General features: G+C 41.5%; 19 protein-coding genes and 1 pseudogene. 12 read left to right on the top strand and 8 right to left on the bottom strand.

Annotation, left to right across the window (positions count from 1 at the left end):
* Positions 1 to 205: 205 nt before the first annotated feature.
* The 3 genes and pseudogenes from AVJ20_RS03090 (at position 206) to AVJ20_RS03080 (ending at position 3,397) form a co-directional block, all read left to right on the top strand.
* A pseudogene (locus tag AVJ20_RS03090) lies at positions 206 to 1,107 on the top strand (DMT family transporter).
* A gap of 232 nt (positions 1,108 to 1,339) precedes the next feature.
* Entirely contained in the window at positions 1,340 to 2,281 is a 942-nt protein-coding gene (locus AVJ20_RS03085) for a cation diffusion facilitator family transporter (RefSeq protein WP_078192768.1), read from the top strand.
* A 60-nt stretch (positions 2,282 to 2,341) separates the two neighbouring features.
* Positions 2,342 to 3,397 carry an MBL fold metallo-hydrolase gene (locus AVJ20_RS03080; RefSeq protein ID WP_078192767.1) on the top strand — a complete coding sequence of 352 codons (1,056 nt, stop codon included), beginning with the start codon at positions 2,342 to 2,344 and terminating at the stop codon, positions 3,395 to 3,397.
* Positions 3,398 to 3,479: 82 nt separating this feature from the next.
* Here AVJ20_RS03080 and AVJ20_RS03075 read toward each other — a convergent pair whose 3' ends face one another.
* Complete coding sequence (locus AVJ20_RS03075) at positions 3,480 to 5,000, bottom strand: catalase (protein ID WP_111884100.1); 1,521 nt, start codon at positions 4,998 to 5,000, stop codon at positions 3,480 to 3,482.
* Between the two features lie 1,038 nt (positions 5,001 to 6,038).
* On the opposite strand from AVJ20_RS03075, the gene AVJ20_RS03070 reads away from it, so the two are divergent.
* A complete protein-coding gene (locus AVJ20_RS03070; RefSeq protein WP_162689718.1) occupies positions 6,039 to 6,287 on the top strand; it encodes a hypothetical protein in 249 nt (82 codons plus the stop codon).
* A 625-nt stretch (positions 6,288 to 6,912) separates the two neighbouring features.
* Here AVJ20_RS03070 and AVJ20_RS03065 read toward each other — a convergent pair.
* On the bottom strand, positions 6,913 to 7,521 hold the full coding sequence (locus tag AVJ20_RS03065) for a TetR/AcrR family transcriptional regulator (protein ID WP_111884098.1): 609 nt from the start codon (positions 7,519 to 7,521) through the stop codon (positions 6,913 to 6,915).
* A gap of 91 nt (positions 7,522 to 7,612) precedes the next feature.
* On the opposite strand from AVJ20_RS03065, the gene AVJ20_RS03060 reads away from it, so the two are divergent.
* Positions 7,613 to 9,274: an acyl-CoA dehydrogenase family protein gene (locus AVJ20_RS03060; protein ID WP_111884097.1), complete on the top strand. Its 1,662-nt coding sequence runs from the start codon at positions 7,613 to 7,615 to the stop codon at positions 9,272 to 9,274.
* 194 nt (positions 9,275 to 9,468) lie between these two features.
* Positions 9,469 to 9,669 carry a hypothetical protein gene (locus AVJ20_RS03055; protein ID WP_111884115.1) on the top strand — a complete coding sequence of 67 codons (201 nt, stop codon included), beginning with the start codon at positions 9,469 to 9,471 and terminating at the stop codon, positions 9,667 to 9,669.
* A gap of 1 nt (position 9,670) precedes the next feature.
* Here AVJ20_RS03055 and AVJ20_RS03050 read toward each other — a convergent pair whose 3' ends face one another.
* The 4 genes from AVJ20_RS03050 to AVJ20_RS03035 all read right to left on the bottom strand — a co-directional run bounded on the left by AVJ20_RS03050 (position 9,671) and on the right by AVJ20_RS03035 (position 13,283).
* A complete protein-coding gene (locus AVJ20_RS03050) occupies positions 9,671 to 9,853 on the bottom strand; it encodes a hypothetical protein (protein ID WP_111884096.1) in 183 nt (60 codons plus the stop codon).
* 67 nt (positions 9,854 to 9,920) lie between these two features.
* The gene (locus AVJ20_RS03045; protein WP_162689714.1) at positions 9,921 to 10,397 is read right to left on the bottom strand and encodes a hypothetical protein; all 477 of its coding nucleotides are present in this window, start codon (positions 10,395 to 10,397) and stop codon (positions 9,921 to 9,923) included.
* A gap of 31 nt (positions 10,398 to 10,428) precedes the next feature.
* Positions 10,429 to 12,726, bottom strand: a complete 2,298-nt coding sequence (gene ptsP, locus AVJ20_RS03040; RefSeq protein WP_111884094.1) for a phosphoenolpyruvate--protein phosphotransferase — start codon at positions 12,724 to 12,726, stop codon at positions 10,429 to 10,431.
* Between the two features lie 77 nt (positions 12,727 to 12,803).
* A complete protein-coding gene (locus tag AVJ20_RS03035) occupies positions 12,804 to 13,283 on the bottom strand; it encodes an RNA pyrophosphohydrolase (protein WP_078192761.1) in 480 nt (159 codons plus the stop codon).
* Positions 13,284 to 13,464: 181 nt separating this feature from the next.
* Here AVJ20_RS03035 and AVJ20_RS03030 point away from each other — a divergent pair, with 181 nt between their 5' ends.
* The 3 genes from AVJ20_RS03030 to AVJ20_RS03020 all read left to right on the top strand — a co-directional run bounded on the left by AVJ20_RS03030 (position 13,465) and on the right by AVJ20_RS03020 (position 15,027).
* Complete coding sequence (locus AVJ20_RS03030) at positions 13,465 to 14,121, top strand: HAD family hydrolase (protein ID WP_111884093.1); 657 nt, start codon at positions 13,465 to 13,467, stop codon at positions 14,119 to 14,121.
* Between the two features lie 93 nt (positions 14,122 to 14,214).
* Positions 14,215 to 14,688, top strand: a complete 474-nt coding sequence (locus AVJ20_RS03025) for a DUF2628 domain-containing protein (protein ID WP_111884092.1) — start codon at positions 14,215 to 14,217, stop codon at positions 14,686 to 14,688.
* A 96-nt stretch (positions 14,689 to 14,784) separates the two neighbouring features.
* Positions 14,785 to 15,027, top strand: a complete 243-nt coding sequence (locus AVJ20_RS03020; RefSeq protein WP_078189726.1) for a DUF2789 family protein — start codon at positions 14,785 to 14,787, stop codon at positions 15,025 to 15,027.
* A 197-nt stretch (positions 15,028 to 15,224) separates the two neighbouring features.
* On the opposite strand, the gene AVJ20_RS03015 is transcribed toward AVJ20_RS03020, so the two are convergent.
* Positions 15,225 to 16,088, bottom strand: coding sequence for a LysR family transcriptional regulator (locus AVJ20_RS03015; RefSeq protein WP_078189725.1), 864 nt, complete (start codon positions 16,086 to 16,088; stop codon positions 15,225 to 15,227).
* 469 nt (positions 16,089 to 16,557) lie between these two features.
* Here AVJ20_RS03015 and AVJ20_RS03010 point away from each other — a divergent pair, with 469 nt between their 5' ends.
* The gene (locus AVJ20_RS03010; RefSeq protein ID WP_111884091.1) at positions 16,558 to 16,767 is read left to right on the top strand and encodes a hypothetical protein; all 210 of its coding nucleotides are present in this window, start codon (positions 16,558 to 16,560) and stop codon (positions 16,765 to 16,767) included.
* Positions 16,768 to 16,896: 129 nt separating this feature from the next.
* On the opposite strand, the gene AVJ20_RS03005 is transcribed toward AVJ20_RS03010, so the two are convergent.
* Positions 16,897 to 17,133 (bottom strand): DUF2061 domain-containing protein, encoded by a 237-nt coding sequence (locus AVJ20_RS03005; RefSeq protein WP_111884090.1) that lies wholly within the window; start codon positions 17,131 to 17,133, stop codon positions 16,897 to 16,899.
* Here AVJ20_RS03005 and AVJ20_RS03000 point away from each other — a divergent pair.
* The gene (locus AVJ20_RS03000; protein ID WP_111884089.1) at positions 17,132 to 17,332 is read left to right on the top strand and encodes a hypothetical protein; all 201 of its coding nucleotides are present in this window, start codon (positions 17,132 to 17,134) and stop codon (positions 17,330 to 17,332) included. The two genes, AVJ20_RS03005 and AVJ20_RS03000, sit on opposite strands and share 2 nt — an antisense overlap.
* Positions 17,333 to 17,489: 157 nt before the next feature.
* Positions 17,490 to 18,938: a 3-isopropylmalate dehydratase large subunit gene (gene leuC / locus AVJ20_RS02995; RefSeq protein WP_111884088.1), complete on the top strand. Its 1,449-nt coding sequence runs from the start codon at positions 17,490 to 17,492 to the stop codon at positions 18,936 to 18,938.
* The last annotated feature ends 19 nt before the right edge of the window (positions 18,939 to 18,957 follow it).

Raw genomic sequence — 18,957 nt, 5'->3', positions numbered from 1 at the left:
GGTTAGGGGAGATTATTGATCGTTTGAAGAGAAGTCCTTATACCCCAAACGATCGGGTGGCATTCATACCGCCTCCAATTTAGTTGATAAAGGGGAGAGCAATAATTGGTCTTAAACTTTATTAGTTAATGGTCTTACGAGTAGTTCCAGATCTGAATAGTGGGTTTCAGGTTAAGTCGTTAGAACAATCAAATTTGAGAATGAAATGAAATCTTCACTGCCGCTGACGGCAAGTATATATGCTCTTTTGGTACTGATTTGGGCGACGACGCGCTCGCGATTGTGTGGAGTGTGCAGGAAATACATCCGATGTGGGTGTTGATTATCCGTTACTTCGGCGCATCTATTATTGCGCTGTTTCTGTTGAAATTGATGCGTGATCCTTTGCCGTTTGATGAAACCTCATTAAAAAGTTATGTGGCAGGGAGTTTGAATTTGATTGGCGCACAGTTGTTTATTTATCTCGCAGCCAATTATCTCACCTCTGGTTTAATGGCACTGATTTTTGGTTTTTCACCCTTAATTGCCGGTTTGATTGGGCATGTAATTTTAAAAACACATAAATTGGTCGCTTTGCAGTGGTTGGGCATGGCGGTTGCAGTGGGAGGTCTAACTTTTGTCTTTGCAGATTCTGCTGATAGCAAAGTCAATCCAATTGGCGTTGTACTGATGCTAATCAGCATGGTGTCGTATATTAGTTCGATTTTTTGGGTGAAGCAGATTAATGCACCGTTAAAGCCGATGTCTCAGGCAACAGGTTCTCTGATTGTTTCTGCCTTGGGTTCGGTACTCATCATTCCTTTTATCTGGCAGCATTTTCCAACCGAATTGCCAAGTGGCCGTGCCATGCTCGGTTTTGTGTTTACTATGATCATGTCATCCATTGTAGCGATGCTGTGTTACTTCTGGCTGATCAAACGTTTGACGGCATCAACGGTGTCACTCAGTAATGTGATGACACCTGTCATAGCATTGGTTTTGGGAGCTACGTTGAACAGTGAATATATTAGCTCCAATGCCTTTGTTGGAATCGTGGTCGTGATGTTTGGTATTGTGATGTACTTTTGGAAAGAGTGGCGCGAGCAATATTTTAATAAAGTACGTTGAACCGTGTACATCTACAGAATTATAAGGAAGCTGCGGCTTCCTTTTTTTGTTCTATACCTTTGCGCTAAAGAGCGTGTTTCACATTGAACATGATGGCATTGTCGAAACAATCGACAGTTGGTGTAAAAACAACAAAATAACAAACAACAGCTACAGTCAGTTTGAGTACTATGGAATGAGCTATAAAATCAAATAGATCTGTTTGATAAAAATAAATTTAGGACAATTTTACATGTCTGAATCTAACAAAATCGTGGTATATGCAGCGCTCTTCGGCAATTTAGCGATTGCACTGGTGAAGTTTGTCGCTGCCTACATCACGAATAGTTCGGCCATGTTGAGTGAAGCCATTCACTCTGTGGTTGATACTTTAAATGAAATCTTACTGCTCTACGGTATGAAAAAATCGCAGCAGCCAGCAAATGCACGCCATCCGTTTGGCTATGGGAGAGAGCTGTATTTTTGGGCTTTTATTGTGGCGTTGATGGTCTTTGCTTTGGGTGCGATCGTGTCGATTTATCAAGGGATTAGTCATATTTATCACCCCGAAGAAATGCAAAATCCGATGATTAACTATATCGTGTTAGGTATTGCGATTTTGTGTGAAGGGACCTCTTGGTTTGTGGCATTGAAAGCATTTCGTAAAATCAAAGGGAAACAGGGCTATTTTGAAGCATTTCGACGCAGTAAAGATCCGACGACATTTACCGTGTTATTTGAAGACTCAGCAGCGCTGATTGGTCTGTTTATTGCCCTGATCGGTATCTATTTATCACACGCGCTGAATATGCCAATGCTTGATGGTCTGGCATCAATTCTAATTGGGGTTGTACTCGCTATTTCAGCAATTTTACTTGCACGTGAGACTAAAGGATTGCTCATGGGAGAAACTGCTGATCCACAATTGAGGCATAATGTCTTGATGGTTGCAGAGCAAGATCCAGCAGTGCATTCTGCCAATGGGGTGTTAACAGAGCAGATGGGTGCACATCAAGTTTTGGCATCTTTGAGTCTTGAATTTAAAGATAATTTAACGTCAGATGATATAGAAGCTTGTGTCAACAGAATTGAAGCACAAATTAAACAGCTTCATCCTGAAATTGTGGCACTCTTTGTCAAGCCTCAATCTCGGAAGGTTTGGCTTGAGCGCATGAAAGGTCGTCTTGATCAATAGGTCTGCGAGGTTAAATACTTTGCAAGGTTTGTCAGCATAGTGAATGAATTTTAAATACACATGAATCAAAAAACTCAATCAGCACAGTTTCAAATCAGTACTAAAAGCTGTATGAAACATACGTGGACGAAGCCTGTATTTGATTATCTGGCAACTGACCATTTTAATGGGGAAAAATTCTTTAATACCCTTCGAAATCCAGATGCGTTTACGCGTAAAGATATGCTGAAATGGATCATGACGCGTAAAAGCGATACATGGAAAGTAGATCGTGAGCAAGAATACCAACAGTTTTTTGCTTCTTCGCGTAGCATTCCGCACAATCGGCCATTGGCTAAAATGGATGATTGGTTGGTTTGGTTTGTCGGACATGCGACGGTTTTGATTCAAATTGGGCCATATAATTTTTTGACCGATCCTGTATGGGCGGAGTATGCAGGCCCACGTCAAGGGACTGGACCACGACGTGCTTGTCCTGCAGGAATTGCCTTAGAAGAATTACCTACAATTCATGGGGTTTTACTGAGCCATAATCATTATGATCATATGGATTTAGCAACCTTGAATTGGTTACATGAACAATTCGCTATGCCGATTTATACTGGTTTAGGCAATGCTTATTATTTACCCACACATTTCAATGTCATTGAACTTGATTGGTGGCAATCGGAAATGTTTGAAGATTTGCGTATCGTTTATACGCCTGCACAGCATGGTTCAGGTCGTGGTTGGCGAGATCAAAATCATGCCTTATGGGGAGGTTTTTCCATCGTGCATAGTACAGGACATTTCTTCTTTGCTGGAGATACGGGTTATGCTGCACATTTCAAACAAATCCATACACGCTTAGGTGCACCCCGAGTAGCATTATTACCGATTGGAGCTTATGAGCCACGTCGTTTAATGAAATATTTGCACATGAATCCCGAAGAAGCTTTTCAGGCTCATAAAGATTTACAGTCAAAATGTTCATTGGCAATGCATTATCGGACTTTTCAGTTGACTGATGAAGCTAGAGACCAACCTGAACATGACTTACATCATGCAATGCGAAAAACATCAAAGTTAATGAATCCATTTTTAACCATGCATGAAGGCAAAAAATTGATTGTTTAAGGATTAATTAAAAGGTAATTGGAATATTTAATGCCAAGAAAAAACCACCTTAAAAGGTGGTTTTTTTATTCAAAGATAAAACTTAAAGCAAGCCTGGATTACCTTGAGCTGGATCAGTTGCACGAGCAGCTTGCGCATCCGCTACAGTTAAGCCTAATGCTTTTGCAACACCTTCACCATAAGCTGGATCACATGCGTAACAGTTACGGATATGACGATATTTGATGAAGTCGAGTGCATCGCCCATTGCGCCAGCAGTGTTATTAAACAATGCTTGTTTTTGTTCATCATTCATTAAGTTGAATAATGCACGTGGTTGACTGAAATAGTCGCTGTCATCTTCGCGGTAATCCCACAAGTCAGCATCACCAGTAATTTTCAATGGTGGTTCTTTGTATTGTGGTTGCTCTTGCCATTGGCTGAAGCTGTTTGGTTCATAATGCGGTGTTGCACCATAGTTACCATCCATACGGCCTTGACCATCACGACGGTTGGAATGAACAGGGCAACGTGGTGCATTTACAGGAATTTGGTAATGGTTTACACCCACGCGATAACGTGCAGCATCAGCATAGTTGAATAAACGCGCTTGCAGCATACGGTCAGGTGAGAAGCTAATGCCCGGCACCAAGTTACTTGGTGCAAAAGCGGCTTGTTCAACATCTTGGAAATAGTTTTCAGGGTTACGGTTGAGTTCGAATTCACCCACTTCAATCAACGGATAGTCGCCTTTAGGCCATACTTTGGTTAAATCAAATGGGTGATAAGGTACTTTTTCTGCATCAAGTTCAGGCATGATTTGAACGTACATTTTCCATTTTGGAAAATCGCCGCGTTCAATTGCATTGAACAGATCGGTTTGTGAGCTTTCACGGTCTTTGGCAATAATCGCTTCAGCTTCAGCATCGGTTAAGTTTTTAATACCTTGTTGAGTGCGCATGTGGAATTTAACCCAGAAGCGTTCATTATTGGCATTAATAAAACTGAAAGTATGACTGCCAAAACCATGCATATGACGGTAACCATCTGGAATACCGCGGTCAGACATCACAATCGTAACTTGGTGTAGAGCTTCAGGTAGTAAAGTCCAAAAATCCCAGTTATTAGTTGCACTACGCTTATTGGTTTTAGGATCGCGTTTTACTGCTTTGTTTAAGTCAGGGAATTTACGAGCATCACGTAGGAAGAAGACAGGGGTGTTATTACCAACTAAATCCCAGTTACCTTCTTCAGTATAGAATTTAAGGGCAAAACCACGAATATCGCGTTCTGCATCTGCAGCACCACGCTCACCCGCTACGGTAGAGAAACGAGCAAAAAGTTCAGTTTTTTTGCCAACTTCTGAGAAAATTTTAGCGCGGGTATATTGGGTAATATCGTTAGTCACGGTAAACGTACCGAAAGCACCAGAACCTTTGGCATGCATACGACGCTCTGGAATTACTTCACGAACGAAATTACCGAGTTTTTCATTAAGCCATAGGTCTTGGGCAAGTAAAGGACCACGTGCACCTGCCGTCATACTGTTCTGGTTGTCTACAACAGGAGCACCAGCATCAGTTGTTAGGTGGGTGACAGGACATTTTTTAACGTCGTCGCTCATTGAGTATCTCCATTATTATAATCATGTATTAAAGTTGGGAGTTATAACATTTCAATTGATAACACGCTCAACAGCACATGACCTTAACCGTTTTGTTAATTCATTTTAAAGTGACAATGTGACAACAGTTTTTCTCTCATTCTAAAATTTTTCAAGCAGCAATCAATCGAAGACAAGTCATAAAACTGTAGCCGTTAAAAGCTTAAAAATCTTTATATACTTATTGACTCTAAAGCTTTCTGTGGCTTTTGACAAATGGAAAAATAGTTTTGAATAAATGGTTAATTCGATGAATCAAGTTATTGAATTTATATTATTTATTTATATATTTTGTTTTAATATTTTATCCATGAATTAAACTCAAATATAAAGCTATGATAGGTAGAACAGGACGAAATATCTAAATCCATATTTTTATTATGGATTTTGGCCTTAATATAGGTTTTTTTGCTGATTCTAGTTAATGAAAGACATTTTTATGTTGTTAATATTGCAGAGCTTTTCAACATTAAAGACATTATTTAATACTTAAAATAAGCTAAAAATACAGCTGAAGAAATATTGGCAAGTGGTCTAAGTTGTTTTAGAAAATTGTAAATAAATTCTTTATGGGGTGATGGTTGGCACACCTATCTTTATTGTTGTCAGGTCAGGTGTTGTCACTCCAACTTGAATCGATTCCTGCATCATATCAACATACTAGGCAACCTTACGTGATCGCATATCGTAGTTGAGGGGGTTAATGGCGAACCCATTTTGACCTCGGGATATATTTTACGCCCAAAAGGATAAGCACTTAAACAAGACTGGACCGTATTGGCATGAGCACATGGCACGACTGTGTGGCTGATACAAGTGCTCCTTCAAGTGATTATACAATGGGCCTGTATATAGTTTGCAACTAGTCATAGATGGTGCAATCGACAGTTGTTTGAGGCATGGCTATGTAGTGGTTGCAACAGATTATAAGGATTGGGTAAGCCAAAACTGCGCCCTCATATGAATGTAGTCAGTTAAGTTTATAATTTGGTGCATTCTGTGCGTGCATTGCATTCTTGGAAGCCGAGGCAATTTAGTAAAGACTGGATACTGATGGGGCGTAGTCAAGGTGGTGCAGCTGTGATTGCGGTTGCAGCTCAGGGACAAAAAGATGCGCTTGAATTGAATCTTAAAGCTGCAATACCCTTGGCACCGGGTGGTTATCAATATGAATATATTGCTGAATACGTAGAAACCAATCCAAATCCAGATACCAATGTAGCGGCATTTTTCCCCAGCGTGTTGTAGGGAGCAGCCGAAGCAGATCGATCAATGTAAATCAACTGGTTAGTCCAGATATGCAGTCTTTATTAAATCAGGCCCGTAAACGCTGTTTATCAGAACTACAAACTGAGTTAAAACAAGCACCTCAGCCAATCTTTTAAAAAATTCAGACTTAAGGCCATCCCTAAGCTATTTAAAACGGCAGTCGATTGAATATAAGACCCTAACCGTAACACTGATGTTTGTTTAAGGCGCCGCAGACCATTTGTAGATCACCTTGGTACTCAAAGTTATTACCAGAAAGTGTGCAAATAAAAATTGCCAGTAGTCTATCAGGCGATCCCAAATGGCTATCATAGGGGTGCATTAGGCCATAGTCCAAAATATAAGGCTGAATTTTTAAAGAGCTTACAACTGGCCAGCATTGCAAAGGCGTATAAATGAGATAAGTAAGCTGGCAATAAAAGCATAACTTCTAAAGCACTTTTATTGAAGGATGAACCAAGTGATGAATGATTTTCTTCTACCGTAAAAATGAATTACCTAAATATCTAAAATAACTGGTTTAAGAGCCGGTTTTTTTGTAAATAACATGACTTTATTTTATTCACCGATGCATTTGAAACGTCATTAGACTTGTCCGCGAAGTCTAATCGCGCAACATATGAATTATATCTCGCTTTAATTCATCCCATTCAGTAAAGTTGGGTACGATCAACAAGCTTTGCGACACAAAGCCATAACACACTCTTTGTATATTTAAAGCCATTGGCTTGAGCTTTTCCTCGTTATTTATAAAAGGCTTAAGCATGTGTTGCCACATTTGCACCATCATGACATAACTTTTACGGTAACTTTCAATATCTGAAATCCGCCGTTCCAATAAAAACACCTGTGACCATAAAAACTGCTGCGCTTGAATTTGCTCAATTTGAAAGTGGATGATTTGCTGTAAATACTCTTGAAAATCCAAATCTGTGGATAACTTCATCAGCGATTGTGCATAAGTTTTCATCTGTTCGGCATTGTGTTTCACATGTAAATGAATGGTCAGCGCAATCAAATCTTCCTTCTTGGAAAAATATTCATAAAATGTCCCTAAGCCAACGCCTGCAAGGTCGGTAATTTCACGAATGGTAATTTTGTCGGCAGGGCGCTCATGCAAAAGCCGAACAAAACTTTCTTGCAATGCCTCTTGCGTGAGCTTTGCACGTGATTGACGCGGCTTACGCCGTATCTGAATGGCTGAATTCTTCATATTGTTAAGCGCTGAAAACCGAACGTCTATGCTTTAAATTTTCTCTATACTGAAATGAAAAGCCAACAAGAACAAGTGGAAAATATAGACGATGAATACATTAGAACAGCCATGGATGACGCATCAAATCAGCAACCAATTTGATGAACTAGAAAACTACAATCTATTTTCAAGCGATACGGTTTTACATGAAATCTTAAAACGCTGCAGCAGCCATGATCAGCCGACTTTATGCGAAATGGGCAAAGTGGCAGGTTCGAGTGAATACTTTCAGCATGGGGCTTTAGCCAACAAACATACCCCAATTTTACATGCCTTCGATGCGCGAGGCCGCCGTACTGACTTTATCGAGTTTCATCCTTCATGGCATAAATGGATGGGACTCAACCGCCAGTTTGATACCCATGCACATCCATTTAATCAGCCAAATTCCAAGGCAAAATGGGTGGAATGGGCAGCACGTTTTTATTTAGCAGGTCAGGTCGAGTGCGGCAATTTATGTCCAAATTCAATGACGCTCGGCAGTATTCCACTCATTCAGCGCGAACCTGAACTGTGGGCCAAAATTGGAGAGAAACTACTATCGACTGAATATGATGAACGCGATGTACCGATTGCGCAGAAAAAGTCGATTTGGCTCGGTATGGGCATGACTGAAAAGCAGGGTGGTTCGGATGTACGTGCTAATGAAACTATAGCTGTGCCTGTGGCAGAAACAGGACGAGGCAAAGCTTATTTACTCACGGGGCATAAATGGTTTTTCTCTGCACCGATGTGTGATGCGCATTTGGTGGTGGCAAAAACCGAACAAGATGGCTTGGCTTGTTTCTTTGTGCCGCGTTGGTTGGAAGATGGCACGAAGAATAATATTCAGGTGCAACGCCTAAAAGAAAAAGTCGGTAACCGCAGTAATTCAAGCTCGGAAGTCGAATTCAAAAATGCGTGGGGCATTATGATTGGTGAGGCAGGGCGTGGCATTCCAACCATTATTGAAATGGCGAATTATACCCGTCTGACCTGTTCGGTCGGTTCGAGCGCCATGCTGCGTCAAGCTTTGGTGCAATGCATTGCCTATACCCGTCAGCGTCAGGCTTTTGGTAAACATCTGATTGATCAACCCCTAATGCGAGCAGTTTTGGCAGATTTGGCTTTAGAGAGTGAAGCAGCGACGCAGCTCAGTTTCCATTTGGCGCAGTGCTATGAATCAGATGATGCCTTGTCTGTGGCATGGAAACGCATTATGACCCCAGCAGCTAAGTTTTGGATTTGTAAACGTGCAGTCGAACTAACTGGTGAGATGATGGAAGTTTTTGGCGGCAATGGCTATGTTGATAACGGCATCATGGCGCGCATTTTTAAAGAAGCACCTGTGAATACCATTTGGGAAGGTTCAGGCAATGTTATGTGCCTAGATGTGCTGCGCGCGATTGGGCGTGATCCTGAATCTATTGAGGTGCTGTTTAAAGATTTGGCCAGTACAGCAAGTACAGATGAAAGCTTGCAAACAGAATTGCAGGACTTGTTCAGGTTGTTCCATCAATCGCCTGAAGATTTACAATTTATGGGGCGCAGTTTGGTCAGTCGTTTAACGGTACTTGCACAAGCGGTGTTATTGAAACGCTATGCGCCTGATTATGTAGCAAATGGTTTTATTCAAAGCCGTTATAGCGCTAAACACGGGCAAGTGGTGGGGATGTTGGATGCCAAAATGGTCGATGTAGAGCGTTTGTTGGAACGGGCTTTCGCAAGTTAAATACAATGTATTTCCCTCTCTTAATGGGAGAGGGTTTTGGAGATGGGAATAATGTGGGAAAACAATTTTTTATGGACATGGGACTAACGACGCTGTATCAAAAAAACCTAGGAAAGTGCTTGAAAAAATCTAAAAATAGACCAATATATGCACTACAGCACGAGGGTGCTGTATAGGCGAAAAGGTGAATGCAAATGGCAAAGAAAAAAGTCCTGCCTGAAGTTGAAGTTCGCAACTTTGTGGCAAAACACATGAACGATTTTAACAAAAGCCAAACTTTTGTAGATCGAAAGAAAAATGCAAAACGCGGCTATGCAAAGCACAAAAAAGGGGGATATTCGAATGATTATCTCCCTTTTTATTTCAGTGTGTTTTCTCAGTTTTTAGTCTGCTGAACTATTCTGTTTCAACAATTGCTTCAACAAATTCCACATCATATTCCATACGTTTTGCTGTTTGCTTCGCAATCTCTAGGCCATGCAATTTGGCCACAATATAAAGCGATGCATTGATTCCCGAAGAAATCCCCGTAGCATCTAAGGCTTCAACCTTGTTGAATAATAAGATACTGACGTTCATTCAAATGGTTCCATGCGGGATTGAACGTATGGATTTTGAGTTGCAATATAGGGCTATGAAACATGTCTTATTTTGAAAATAAGTCCTCAAACATTTTGTTGAATGTGGATTTTTGTTGCGGTCTAGACGCTGTGCTTTGATGTTTTGCAGCATCATTGGGTTGCTGGAGTACATGTTCCACTTGACTGGTCAATTGCTCAAACCATGTTGAGTCGCTGTGCTGCGTCTGATTCAGCTGTTTGGCGCGCTGTGCAGCCAGTACAGAAGGATCATTTTTACCTAAGCGGCGCTGCTGTGACGCAGTAATTTCTATACCGAGTAAAGGGGGAATACGAGAGCGGCTGACTGGAGCTTTGGATTTTGTTGGCTTAGTTGGGCGTGTATTGATTTGTTGTGCTTGGGACGGTCTAGGTCGAGTTGAGGATGCTTTTTCAATCGGTGTGTCATGTTGCAGCTCTAACATTTTTTGTTTGAGTTGCGGATGGATCTTTGTTATATAAAAGGCAATTGCGACAAAAGCCAGAAAAAATAAAAAATCCATCATCACCTCATTTTATTATTTTACATGAGTGGTCTTAAGCACTCACGATACGTGTGGCAGATTTCACCATATCACCTAGACCATGAGTCTTAAAGTAATACTCCATTAAGCTTTTCACCATCAGTGGATTATTCATGCTTAAGGCACGATCCAAGAGCTCTTTTGCATCTGGCATCGGCACATGGCAGATGGCTTTACGAACTTTCAGGATATTGCTCGAACTCATCGATAGGGTATTAAAGCCCATTGCCATCAATAAAATAGCGGTGAGTGGATCACCAGCCATTTCCCCACAAATACTAATCGGCTTGTCGTATTTATGACATTCTTGCACCAAACGAGTCAGCGCACGAAGTACGGCTGGGTGTGAGTGTGAATAGACATTGGCAACACGTGGGTTATTACGGTCAACCGCAAGTAAATATTGGGTTAAATCGTTTGATCCCACTGAGAAGAAGTCAACCAATTCAGCAAATTCATCGATCTGTAACAGCACACTCGGCACTTCGACCATGATGCCGATTTTGGGTTTGGTAATTTTCACCTGTTCTTCTTCTTGCACCGCTTGCCAGTCACGATCGAGCAAATACAACGCTTCTTCGACTTCGCTGACACTGGTCACCATCGGCAGTAAAATATGCAAGTTGTTCAGGCCAATACTGGCTTTGAGCATGGCGCGAATTTGGGCTGAAAAAATCTCAGGATGATCGAGGGTAAAGCGAATCCCACGCCAACCCAGTGCAGAGTTTTCTTCTTCAATCGAGAAATAAGGTAGGTCTTTATCTGCACCAATATCGAGGGTACGCATCACCACTGGTTTATTGGCAAAATGACTGAGCTGTTGACGATAAATCGCGCGCTGTTCTTCTTCACCTGGGAAGCGATCACGCAACATAAATGGAATTTCAGAACGGTATAGACCGACACCTTTGGCGCCACGTTGTACACCGCGAACTACATCGATCATCAAGCCGGTATTTACAAACAATCGAACAGCGACGCCATCTGGCGTGATGGCATCTTTTGTTTCGTATTGTTTTAGGTCTTTGGCAATTTGCTCTTCTTCTTTTTGAATCTCTTTATAACGTGTGCGTAAACGACGAGGTGGATTGATGAATACACGACCTTGATGTGCATCGACAATCATTTCGACATCATCGAGGGTGTTAATTGGCAGTTCAGTCACACCGACTACAGTTGGAATGCCGAGGGCACGCGCCACAATCACCATGTGTGAGTTCATGGCACCTTCAGTGGTCACAATCGCTGCGATTTTATCGACTGGGAGTTCAACCAAGGCAGCTGTAGAAATTTCTTCACCAATTAAAATACTTTCATCGGTGATTTCACGGTGACTAGCATCTGCTTCTTGCAAAAAGGCCAAGATACGACGCCCCAGATCTTTTAAGTCTGAAACACGCTCACGGAGATAGTCATCTTCCATCTGTGCAAAGAGCGCAATGTGTTTATCAATGACAATGCGAACAGCACCTTGTGCCCAGTTACCATCGCGAATTTCACTTTTGATTTCCGCGGGGAGGGCATTGGCATCGAGCATCCGTAAGAACACGCTAAATAATGCGCGTTCTTCAGCCATGAGGGCATCTTGCATTTTTTCATCAAGCGACTGAATTTCTTGGCGAACTGCGTCTATGGCATTGTCGAGTAATTCGAGTTCCTCACTAATGTCATCGGCTTCACGATCAGGGACTGACGCCAAGTCAGCAGGTGGATATAGGATAACTGCTCGACCTAGGGCAATACCGCCTGAACCTGAAATGCCTTGGAAGGTTTTGTACGCTGGCAGATTATTCGGCTTACGAAAGACTTCGATATTGCCGACGGCATGTGCATGGGCAATCACCCCTGAAAGTTGAGCGCATAGGGTCACGAGGAAGGATTCGGCAGCTTCGCTAAAGTCTTGAGGTTCTTTGTTTTGAACCACCAAGACACCCATAACTTTACGGCGATACATTACCGGAACCCCGAGGAAGGAATTGTAAATTTCTTCCCCCGTTTCTGGCAGATACATAAAGCGTTCATGCTTCGGTGCGTTATCAAGGTTGACGATCTCTTCACGTTGCCCCACTAAGCCAACCAAACCTTCACTGGTATGCAAAGAGACATGCCCAACGGCTTCAGGGTTTAAACCCTTAGAAGCCATCAGTAAATAACGATGGTTTCGTTCATCAAGCAAGTAGATTGAGCAGACATCCACATGCATGGCTTCTGCCACTTGATTGACCATTATGTCTAAAGATTCATGCAAACTGGCTGACGCATTAATCTCTTGGACTATGCGTCTTAATGTATCCAGCTGCATGTTCGACATCGTGTCTGCTCCAAAATTTATTCTGCTTTATTTATAACAACACTCATCCTAAAAATCTGCATCCATTCAGCAAATTTTTACGGCTTTTGTGGAAGCTGACTGCAAAGTTCCACCATGGCTTTACGATATACATCGCGTTTAAAATTCACCACTTGTCCTAGTGGGTACCAATAGCTGACCCATTGCCATTGATCAAACTCAGGTGGATCTGACAAATCAAGCTGAATATGCTGCGCTGAAGCTGTCAGTTTCAATAAAAACCACTTTTGCTTTTGACCAATACAAACGGGGGCTGAATCGGTACGTATATACCGATGTGGCAAACGATAGCGCAACCACCCTTGGGTTTGTGCTATCACCTGGACGTGTTCGGGCAGTAAGCCAACTTCTTCTCTCAGCTCACGGTAAAGTGCCTGTTCGGGGGTTTCTCCATGTTGGATACCTCCTTGTGGAAATTGCCAGGCATTGTGACCAATGCGCTTTGCCCATAAAACTTGTCCAATGTCGTTTGCCAAAATGATCCCGACGTTGGGTCGGAAACCTTCTGAATCGATCATTTGGCTACCTAAATATTGTGTAATTTATGACTTTGCTCACGGGGACGTTTATTTCTGTGTCCATCTCGAAAAAGCAAAGTGTAAAAATGTTAAAATTGTTATGATCTTAACGAATTTCTATCGACTAGCGGAGATAGATTTACAATTTTTTTCTTAAATTTCAGCTTTTACGAGTATTTTCATGAAATTGGCACTGTTTGACCTTGATCACACCTTATTAAATACCGACTCAGACCATTCTTGGGGGGAGTTTTTGGTCAATGAAGGCTTGGTTGATCCAATTCGTCATCGTGCCATGAATGACAAATTTTATGATGATTATAAAAAAGGCCAGCTTGACCCGATTGCCTATAACGAATTTGTATTTGAGTTTTTAACCCAACATGACAATGCCTACTTAACTGAGTTACATCAGTTGTTTATGAAAAAAGTTATTCGTGCGCAAATGCGTCCAGAGGGCTTTGCTGCCATTCAGCGCCATCAAGATGCAGGGCATCAATTGGTCGGGATCACCGCAACGTCTGATTTTATTACCGCACCGATTTTTCGTGAATTCGGCATTACTGAAATCATTGCGACCAATGCCGAAGTTGTGGATGGTAAATATACGGGTAAAGTGATTAATACTCCGTGCTACCAAAAGGGCAAATTAGTCCGTTTGAATCAATGGTTAGAAGGTCGTGATGTGACAGAATCTTGGGCCTATTCAGATTCGATTAATGACCGCTTCCTATTGGAATATGCCGATCATGCCTTTGCAATTAACCCAGATGACCGTTTAGAAGTCCTTGCAAAAGAACAAGGTTGGGACATTCAAGACTGGTCAATTCAAGCCTAAAAATAGATATGATAAAAAAGCATCATTAGATGCTTTTTTATTTGACGTCCTTTTGATTAAACTTCAGCTCACTAATTTGAACTATCGCTCTATATGCAGACAGAAGCTTCTTTTAAACATTTAATTCAAATCTTTATAGGGCCACGTGCTCAATCTTATTTAAATTTCATTGAACAACAAGTTGGACAGAACAATGGCCTGAGTTGGGCGGGGTTAATTTTTGGGCCCTATTGGTTACTCTATCGGAAGATGTATCGCTATTTCTTCTTATTCTTTGCGGTTGGTTTTTTGATTAGTATGTTGGCACTCATCATCGGAGTGCCTGAACAAGTCTTGATGGGGCTAACATTGATTACTAACCTCATACTCGCTGGCATCGGAAAGCGGCTTTATAGCGATTTTGCGGTGCAAAAGACCAAAGCCTATATGCAGCAGCCGAAATATAGTGAGCAGGTGTTTGCTGAAGAAGGCGGAGTGAACTGGGGGCTGCCTTTGTTGTTGGTATTTATTCAATCGGTCGTGATGATTATGCTCAGTTTGCCTTTTATTCAATTTTCACCGCTGTAGAATTCTGTAATTGAGTGCGTGTCCGTTCCGTGTTATATCCTTAAAACAGAATAATTTTGTATCCATAAACAATAAGTTTTAACACGGAGAATGACAATGAGTGTACGTCCACGCATGACTCATCTATTTGAACAACTGGGTTTAGATTCGAGTGAAGACGCGATTGCTTTATTTATCGTGACGCATCAACTCAGTGCCCAAACTAAAATCACCGAAGCAGATTATTGGACAGATGCTCAGCGTCAGTTCTTGGCCGAAAAAATTAAGTCAGATGGTGAATGGGCGATTATTGTCGATCAATTGAATGAATCATTACATGAAGATTCGTTGACGAAGTAAAACTGACGGGTCTTCCTTGGTTTTTTTAATGGGATCGGCTGAAATAGGCGATCCCATTTTTAATGCAAATAAATTTAAGCGACCATTCAACATATAGAAAATTATTCGCTTTTTCTAAATGCTTAAACAGATGAATATAAAAAGCCACCATAGCGGTGGCTTGATTAATAATTGAATTTTGTAGGCAAAAAAATGAATTAGATGTGTTTCATCAATTCAACCAGCTTTTGTGCAGCAAGTGACTGAGTACGGCCTGGGTGCCATACCATGCCCAATTGACGATTCATGTTTGAAGGTAAATTCAGTTGTTTTAAATCTTGGTTCAATAAGGTTTTAGGAAGGACTGACCAACCAAGACCAATGGAAACCAACATACGAATCGACTCAAGTGAGTTATTGCTCATGGTGACTTTGGGCTTGAGTCCATACTTTTCAAACTCAGCTAAGGTAATTTGACTGGTATAGGTTTGCGCCGCAGGCAATAGACTTGGGTATTGGATCAAATCTTCTAAGGTTAAATGCTCAACTTGCGCCAAAGGATGGAAAGGTGCAACCACGAATACCAGTGGATCATTCCATGTCGTGATGTATTTTAAACGGCTGTCACCTTGTGGCGGTAAAGTTAAAAATGCCAATTCTAAGTCGCCAGCCAAAACTTGCTCATGGGCTTGTTCAGAATCAACAAAGTGTACATCTAAGGTCACTTCTGGAAACTGTTGTACATATTGACGCAAATGCGCCGGTAAATGGTGTAAGCCGATATGATGGCTGGTGCCAATTTTCAGTTTACCTTGAACCTGACCTTGCTCATGGCTGAGCGTATGGTGAATATCGCCCAATTCATTCAGCCAGCTTTTCACTTTTGGCAAGAGAGAGTTTGCTGCATGCGTCGCTTGAACACCACGACCCGCTGATTCAAAAAGTTTGACACCGAAGTATTCTTCTAAACTGTGAATACGCTTGGTCACAGCAGGTTGCGTAATGAAGAGCTGATCTGCTGCCAAGGAGATCGAACCAGTTTCCATAACTTTTACAAAGGCTTCAAAGGCTGCGAGATTCATCTTCATTCCTATAAAGAATTTTTATGCTTAGTCTAATTGTTATAATATTTTAAGAATAAATCAAAGGGAAAGTTGTATCTTTTGATTTAAAACTAGGCGTTCAAGCCATACTACGCGTTAAATCTGAGGGGATTTTCCGAGTTCTATAGCGTTATTCGAGTGCTTGATTGTTGTATGATTCGAGATGGAGCTGTGACGTTTTCAGCTCAAATGCGCTGTTACAAAGTTGTTTTTTAAACAGAAACCACAGTTATGCATAATATAAAAAATATAGGGCTGAAAAGTATTGTTAACCGTTTGAATTAAAGAGGAGAGATGGCGTTTCTTTTTAATTCAGCATTGAACTAAAACAAAAAATGAACTCAAGTTTTGATGGCTTGGGGAACATACTTTTCAGTGAATAATTAAAGCAACAGGTACAGTTAGGGCTGCATCGATTAGCGATGTTGTAGCTCACAGGGAGAAGGCGATGGATATTAAACACATTAAAAATTTATTGGATATTTTTGAAGGGACAGTCGAAAAGCGCTGTGCGATATATGAAATCGCAGATGATGAAGACGACGAAAACCGTGCAGCTGCTGAGTGTAATGCGGCAAAAAATAAACTGATTCTTGCGATAGAACAATTGGTTGAGGCGCATGAACAGCTGGCCTTACAGCAAAAAACCAAGCTTTGATGATCTGTCTACATTTGAATCTATAGGATGAAGTCGATAAAAAGTTAAAGTAGATGGAGTAAAAAAACGTTTGAAGATCATTAAAAAAACCATCGTGATGGTGGTTTTTTTACAAGGAGCAGGGTTGGATTAAGCGGGGATATTTTCCTCTACAGCTTTATCTTTCTTTTCCCAGACTTTTTCGTGGAAGAAAAAGGCAACCGCTTGAACAGTTGGTTCAAGTAAACTTAAGGTAATAGCCATTGCAATACTGCCTGTCACGTAATAACCAACCAACATCGCAACCGTGATATGCATAATGTAATAGCTCAAGGTTTTTTTGAACATGCGCTGATTATTTTCGACGAACTTGTTAATGTGTGCCATGAAAATGCTCCTTGTTAAATTGATAAATCTTGGCAATGAGTTAATAATAATGATTCTTATTTGCAATGTAAAAGAGAAAATTCAATTTATGATCATTGAATTTTTAAATTACTGTTTAAAAATGGCAGAAAGTGAACAAAAAGTCGGAGAAAATTCTAAAGTTTCATCTACTGAAAGTATTGAAGTGAGCGTGTTTTAAACGCATTAATGGTCTTTAAAATGCAGCGGAAATCAGCAGTTAAATATCATTCCTATAAGTTTTTAAACTAATAAAAATGATAAATTAGATTTATGTGAATACGTGGTTATAATCGATTTAACGAAAGAATTTACCCAGTCCAGTGGAGCAAATCGACATGGCAGGCGAAACCCAAATAGCGGAAACCCAAACAAAAAAAACCTTGTATGACAAATTGTGGGATGACCATCTAGTAAAACAACGAGATGATGGCTCTTCATTATTGTATATCGACCGTCATTTATTGCATGAAGTGACTTCTCCACAAGCCTTTGAAGGGCTACAGCTTGCAGGTCGTAAACCATGGCGTTTAAGCGCTAACGTGGCAACGCCAGACCATAACGTACCTACTTCTACTAAGGAGCGTGCTGAAGGTATTGCAGGTATTGAAGATGATACTTCACGTATCCAAGTGCAAACTTTAGATGACAACTGTAAAACTTTTGATGTGGCCCAGTTTGACATCAACGATGTGCGTCAAGGTATTGCGCATGTGGTTGGGCCAGAACAAGGTTTAACCTTGCCAGGTATGACCGTGGTGTGTGGTGACTCACATACTGCAACGCATGGTGCTTTTGGTTGCTTGGCTCATGGTATTGGCACATCTGAAGTTGAACACGTGTTGGCGACTCAATGCTTAGTTCAAAAGAAAATGAAGAACATGTTGGTGCGTGTTGACGGTCACTTGGGTCAAGGCGTAACTCCTAAAGACGTGGTTTTAGCAATTATCGGTAAAATCGGTACGGCAGGTGGTACAGGTCACGCAATTGAGTTTGGTGGTCAAGTATTCCGTGATATGTCGATCGAAGGTCGTATGACGGTGTGTAACATGGCGATCGAAGGTGGCGCGCGCGTGGGTATGGTGGCTGTCGATGACAAAACCATTGCCTATGTAAAAGACCGTCCATATGCACCGAAGGGCGAACAGTGGGATGCTGCAGTAGAATATTGGAAGACTTTAGTGTCTGATGAAGGCGCGCATTTTGATACTGTTGTGGTGTTGCAAGGTGAAGAGATTGAGCCACAAGTGTCTTGGGGGACTTCTCCTGAGATGGTGATTCCTGTATCTCAAGCAGTGCCAACTTTAGAACAAGCTAAAGATGACGTACAGCGTAATGACTGGACACGTGCATACAACTACATGGGCTTAGAAGCGGGTCAGGCATTGGCTGATATTCAATTAGACCGTGTATTTATTGGTTCATGTACCAACTCACGCATCGAAGATATTCGTGCAGCGGCTGAAGTGGTCAAAGGCAAAAAAGTGGCGGCATCAATTAAGCAAGCCATGGTGGTGCCGGGTTCAGGTTTAGTCAAAGCACAAGCAGAAGCAGAAGGCTTAGATAAAATCTTAATTGAAGCAGGCTTTGAATGGCGTGAGCCGGGTTGCTCAATGTGTTTGGCAATGAATGCCGACAAATTGCAACCGGGAGAGCACTGTGCATCAACGTCTAACCGTAACTTCGAAGGTCGTCAAGGTAATGGTGGTCGCACGCATTTGGTGAGTCCAGCAATGGCAGCAGCTGCGGCAATCGCTGGTCACTTCGTTGACGTTCGTACCTTCTAATCAGGGCTAATAGGAGCAA

The organism is Acinetobacter sp. CFCC 11171, assembly GCF_003268405.1.
Lineage (GTDB): Bacteria > Pseudomonadota > Gammaproteobacteria > Pseudomonadales > Moraxellaceae > Acinetobacter > Acinetobacter amyesii.
Note: the sequence above shows the minus strand (reverse complement) of the source record. Positions and strands in the feature narration are given on the sequence as shown.

Bases quoted from the DNA above. Each gene is read 5' to 3' on its own strand.
- AVJ20_RS03085 (WP_078192768.1), top strand. From the start codon at position 1,340: ATGTCTGAATCTAACAAAATCGTGGTATATGCAGCGCTCTTCGGCAAT.
- AVJ20_RS03080 (WP_078192767.1), top strand. From the start codon at position 2,342: ATGAATCAAAAAACTCAATCAGCACAGTTTCAAATCAGTACTAAAAGC.
- AVJ20_RS03075 (WP_111884100.1), bottom strand. From the start codon at position 5,000: ATGAGCGACGACGTTAAAAAATGTCCTGTCACCCACCTAACAACTGAT.
- AVJ20_RS03065 (WP_111884098.1), bottom strand. From the start codon at position 7,521: ATGAAGAATTCAGCCATTCAGATACGGCGTAAGCCGCGTCAATCACGT.
- AVJ20_RS03060 (WP_111884097.1), top strand. From the start codon at position 7,613: ATGAATACATTAGAACAGCCATGGATGACGCATCAAATCAGCAACCAA.
- AVJ20_RS03055 (WP_111884115.1), top strand. From the start codon at position 9,469: ATGGCAAAGAAAAAAGTCCTGCCTGAAGTTGAAGTTCGCAACTTTGTG.
- AVJ20_RS03050 (WP_111884096.1), bottom strand. From the start codon at position 9,853: ATGAACGTCAGTATCTTATTATTCAACAAGGTTGAAGCCTTAGATGCT.
- AVJ20_RS03045 (WP_162689714.1), bottom strand. From the start codon at position 10,397: ATGATGGATTTTTTATTTTTTCTGGCTTTTGTCGCAATTGCCTTTTAT.
- ptsP (WP_111884094.1), bottom strand. From the start codon at position 12,726: ATGTCGAACATGCAGCTGGATACATTAAGACGCATAGTCCAAGAGATT.
- AVJ20_RS03035 (WP_078192761.1), bottom strand. From the start codon at position 13,283: ATGATCGATTCAGAAGGTTTCCGACCCAACGTCGGGATCATTTTGGCA.
- AVJ20_RS03030 (WP_111884093.1), top strand. From the start codon at position 13,465: ATGAAATTGGCACTGTTTGACCTTGATCACACCTTATTAAATACCGAC.
- AVJ20_RS03025 (WP_111884092.1), top strand. From the start codon at position 14,215: ATGCAGACAGAAGCTTCTTTTAAACATTTAATTCAAATCTTTATAGGG.
- AVJ20_RS03020 (WP_078189726.1), top strand. From the start codon at position 14,785: ATGAGTGTACGTCCACGCATGACTCATCTATTTGAACAACTGGGTTTA.
- AVJ20_RS03015 (WP_078189725.1), bottom strand. From the start codon at position 16,088: ATGAATCTCGCAGCCTTTGAAGCCTTTGTAAAAGTTATGGAAACTGGT.
- AVJ20_RS03010 (WP_111884091.1), top strand. From the start codon at position 16,558: ATGGATATTAAACACATTAAAAATTTATTGGATATTTTTGAAGGGACA.
- AVJ20_RS03000 (WP_111884089.1), top strand. From the start codon at position 17,132: ATGAAAATGCTCCTTGTTAAATTGATAAATCTTGGCAATGAGTTAATA.
- AVJ20_RS03005 (WP_111884090.1), bottom strand. From the start codon at position 17,133: ATGGCACACATTAACAAGTTCGTCGAAAATAATCAGCGCATGTTCAAA.
- leuC (WP_111884088.1), top strand. From the start codon at position 17,490: ATGGCAGGCGAAACCCAAATAGCGGAAACCCAAACAAAAAAAACCTTG.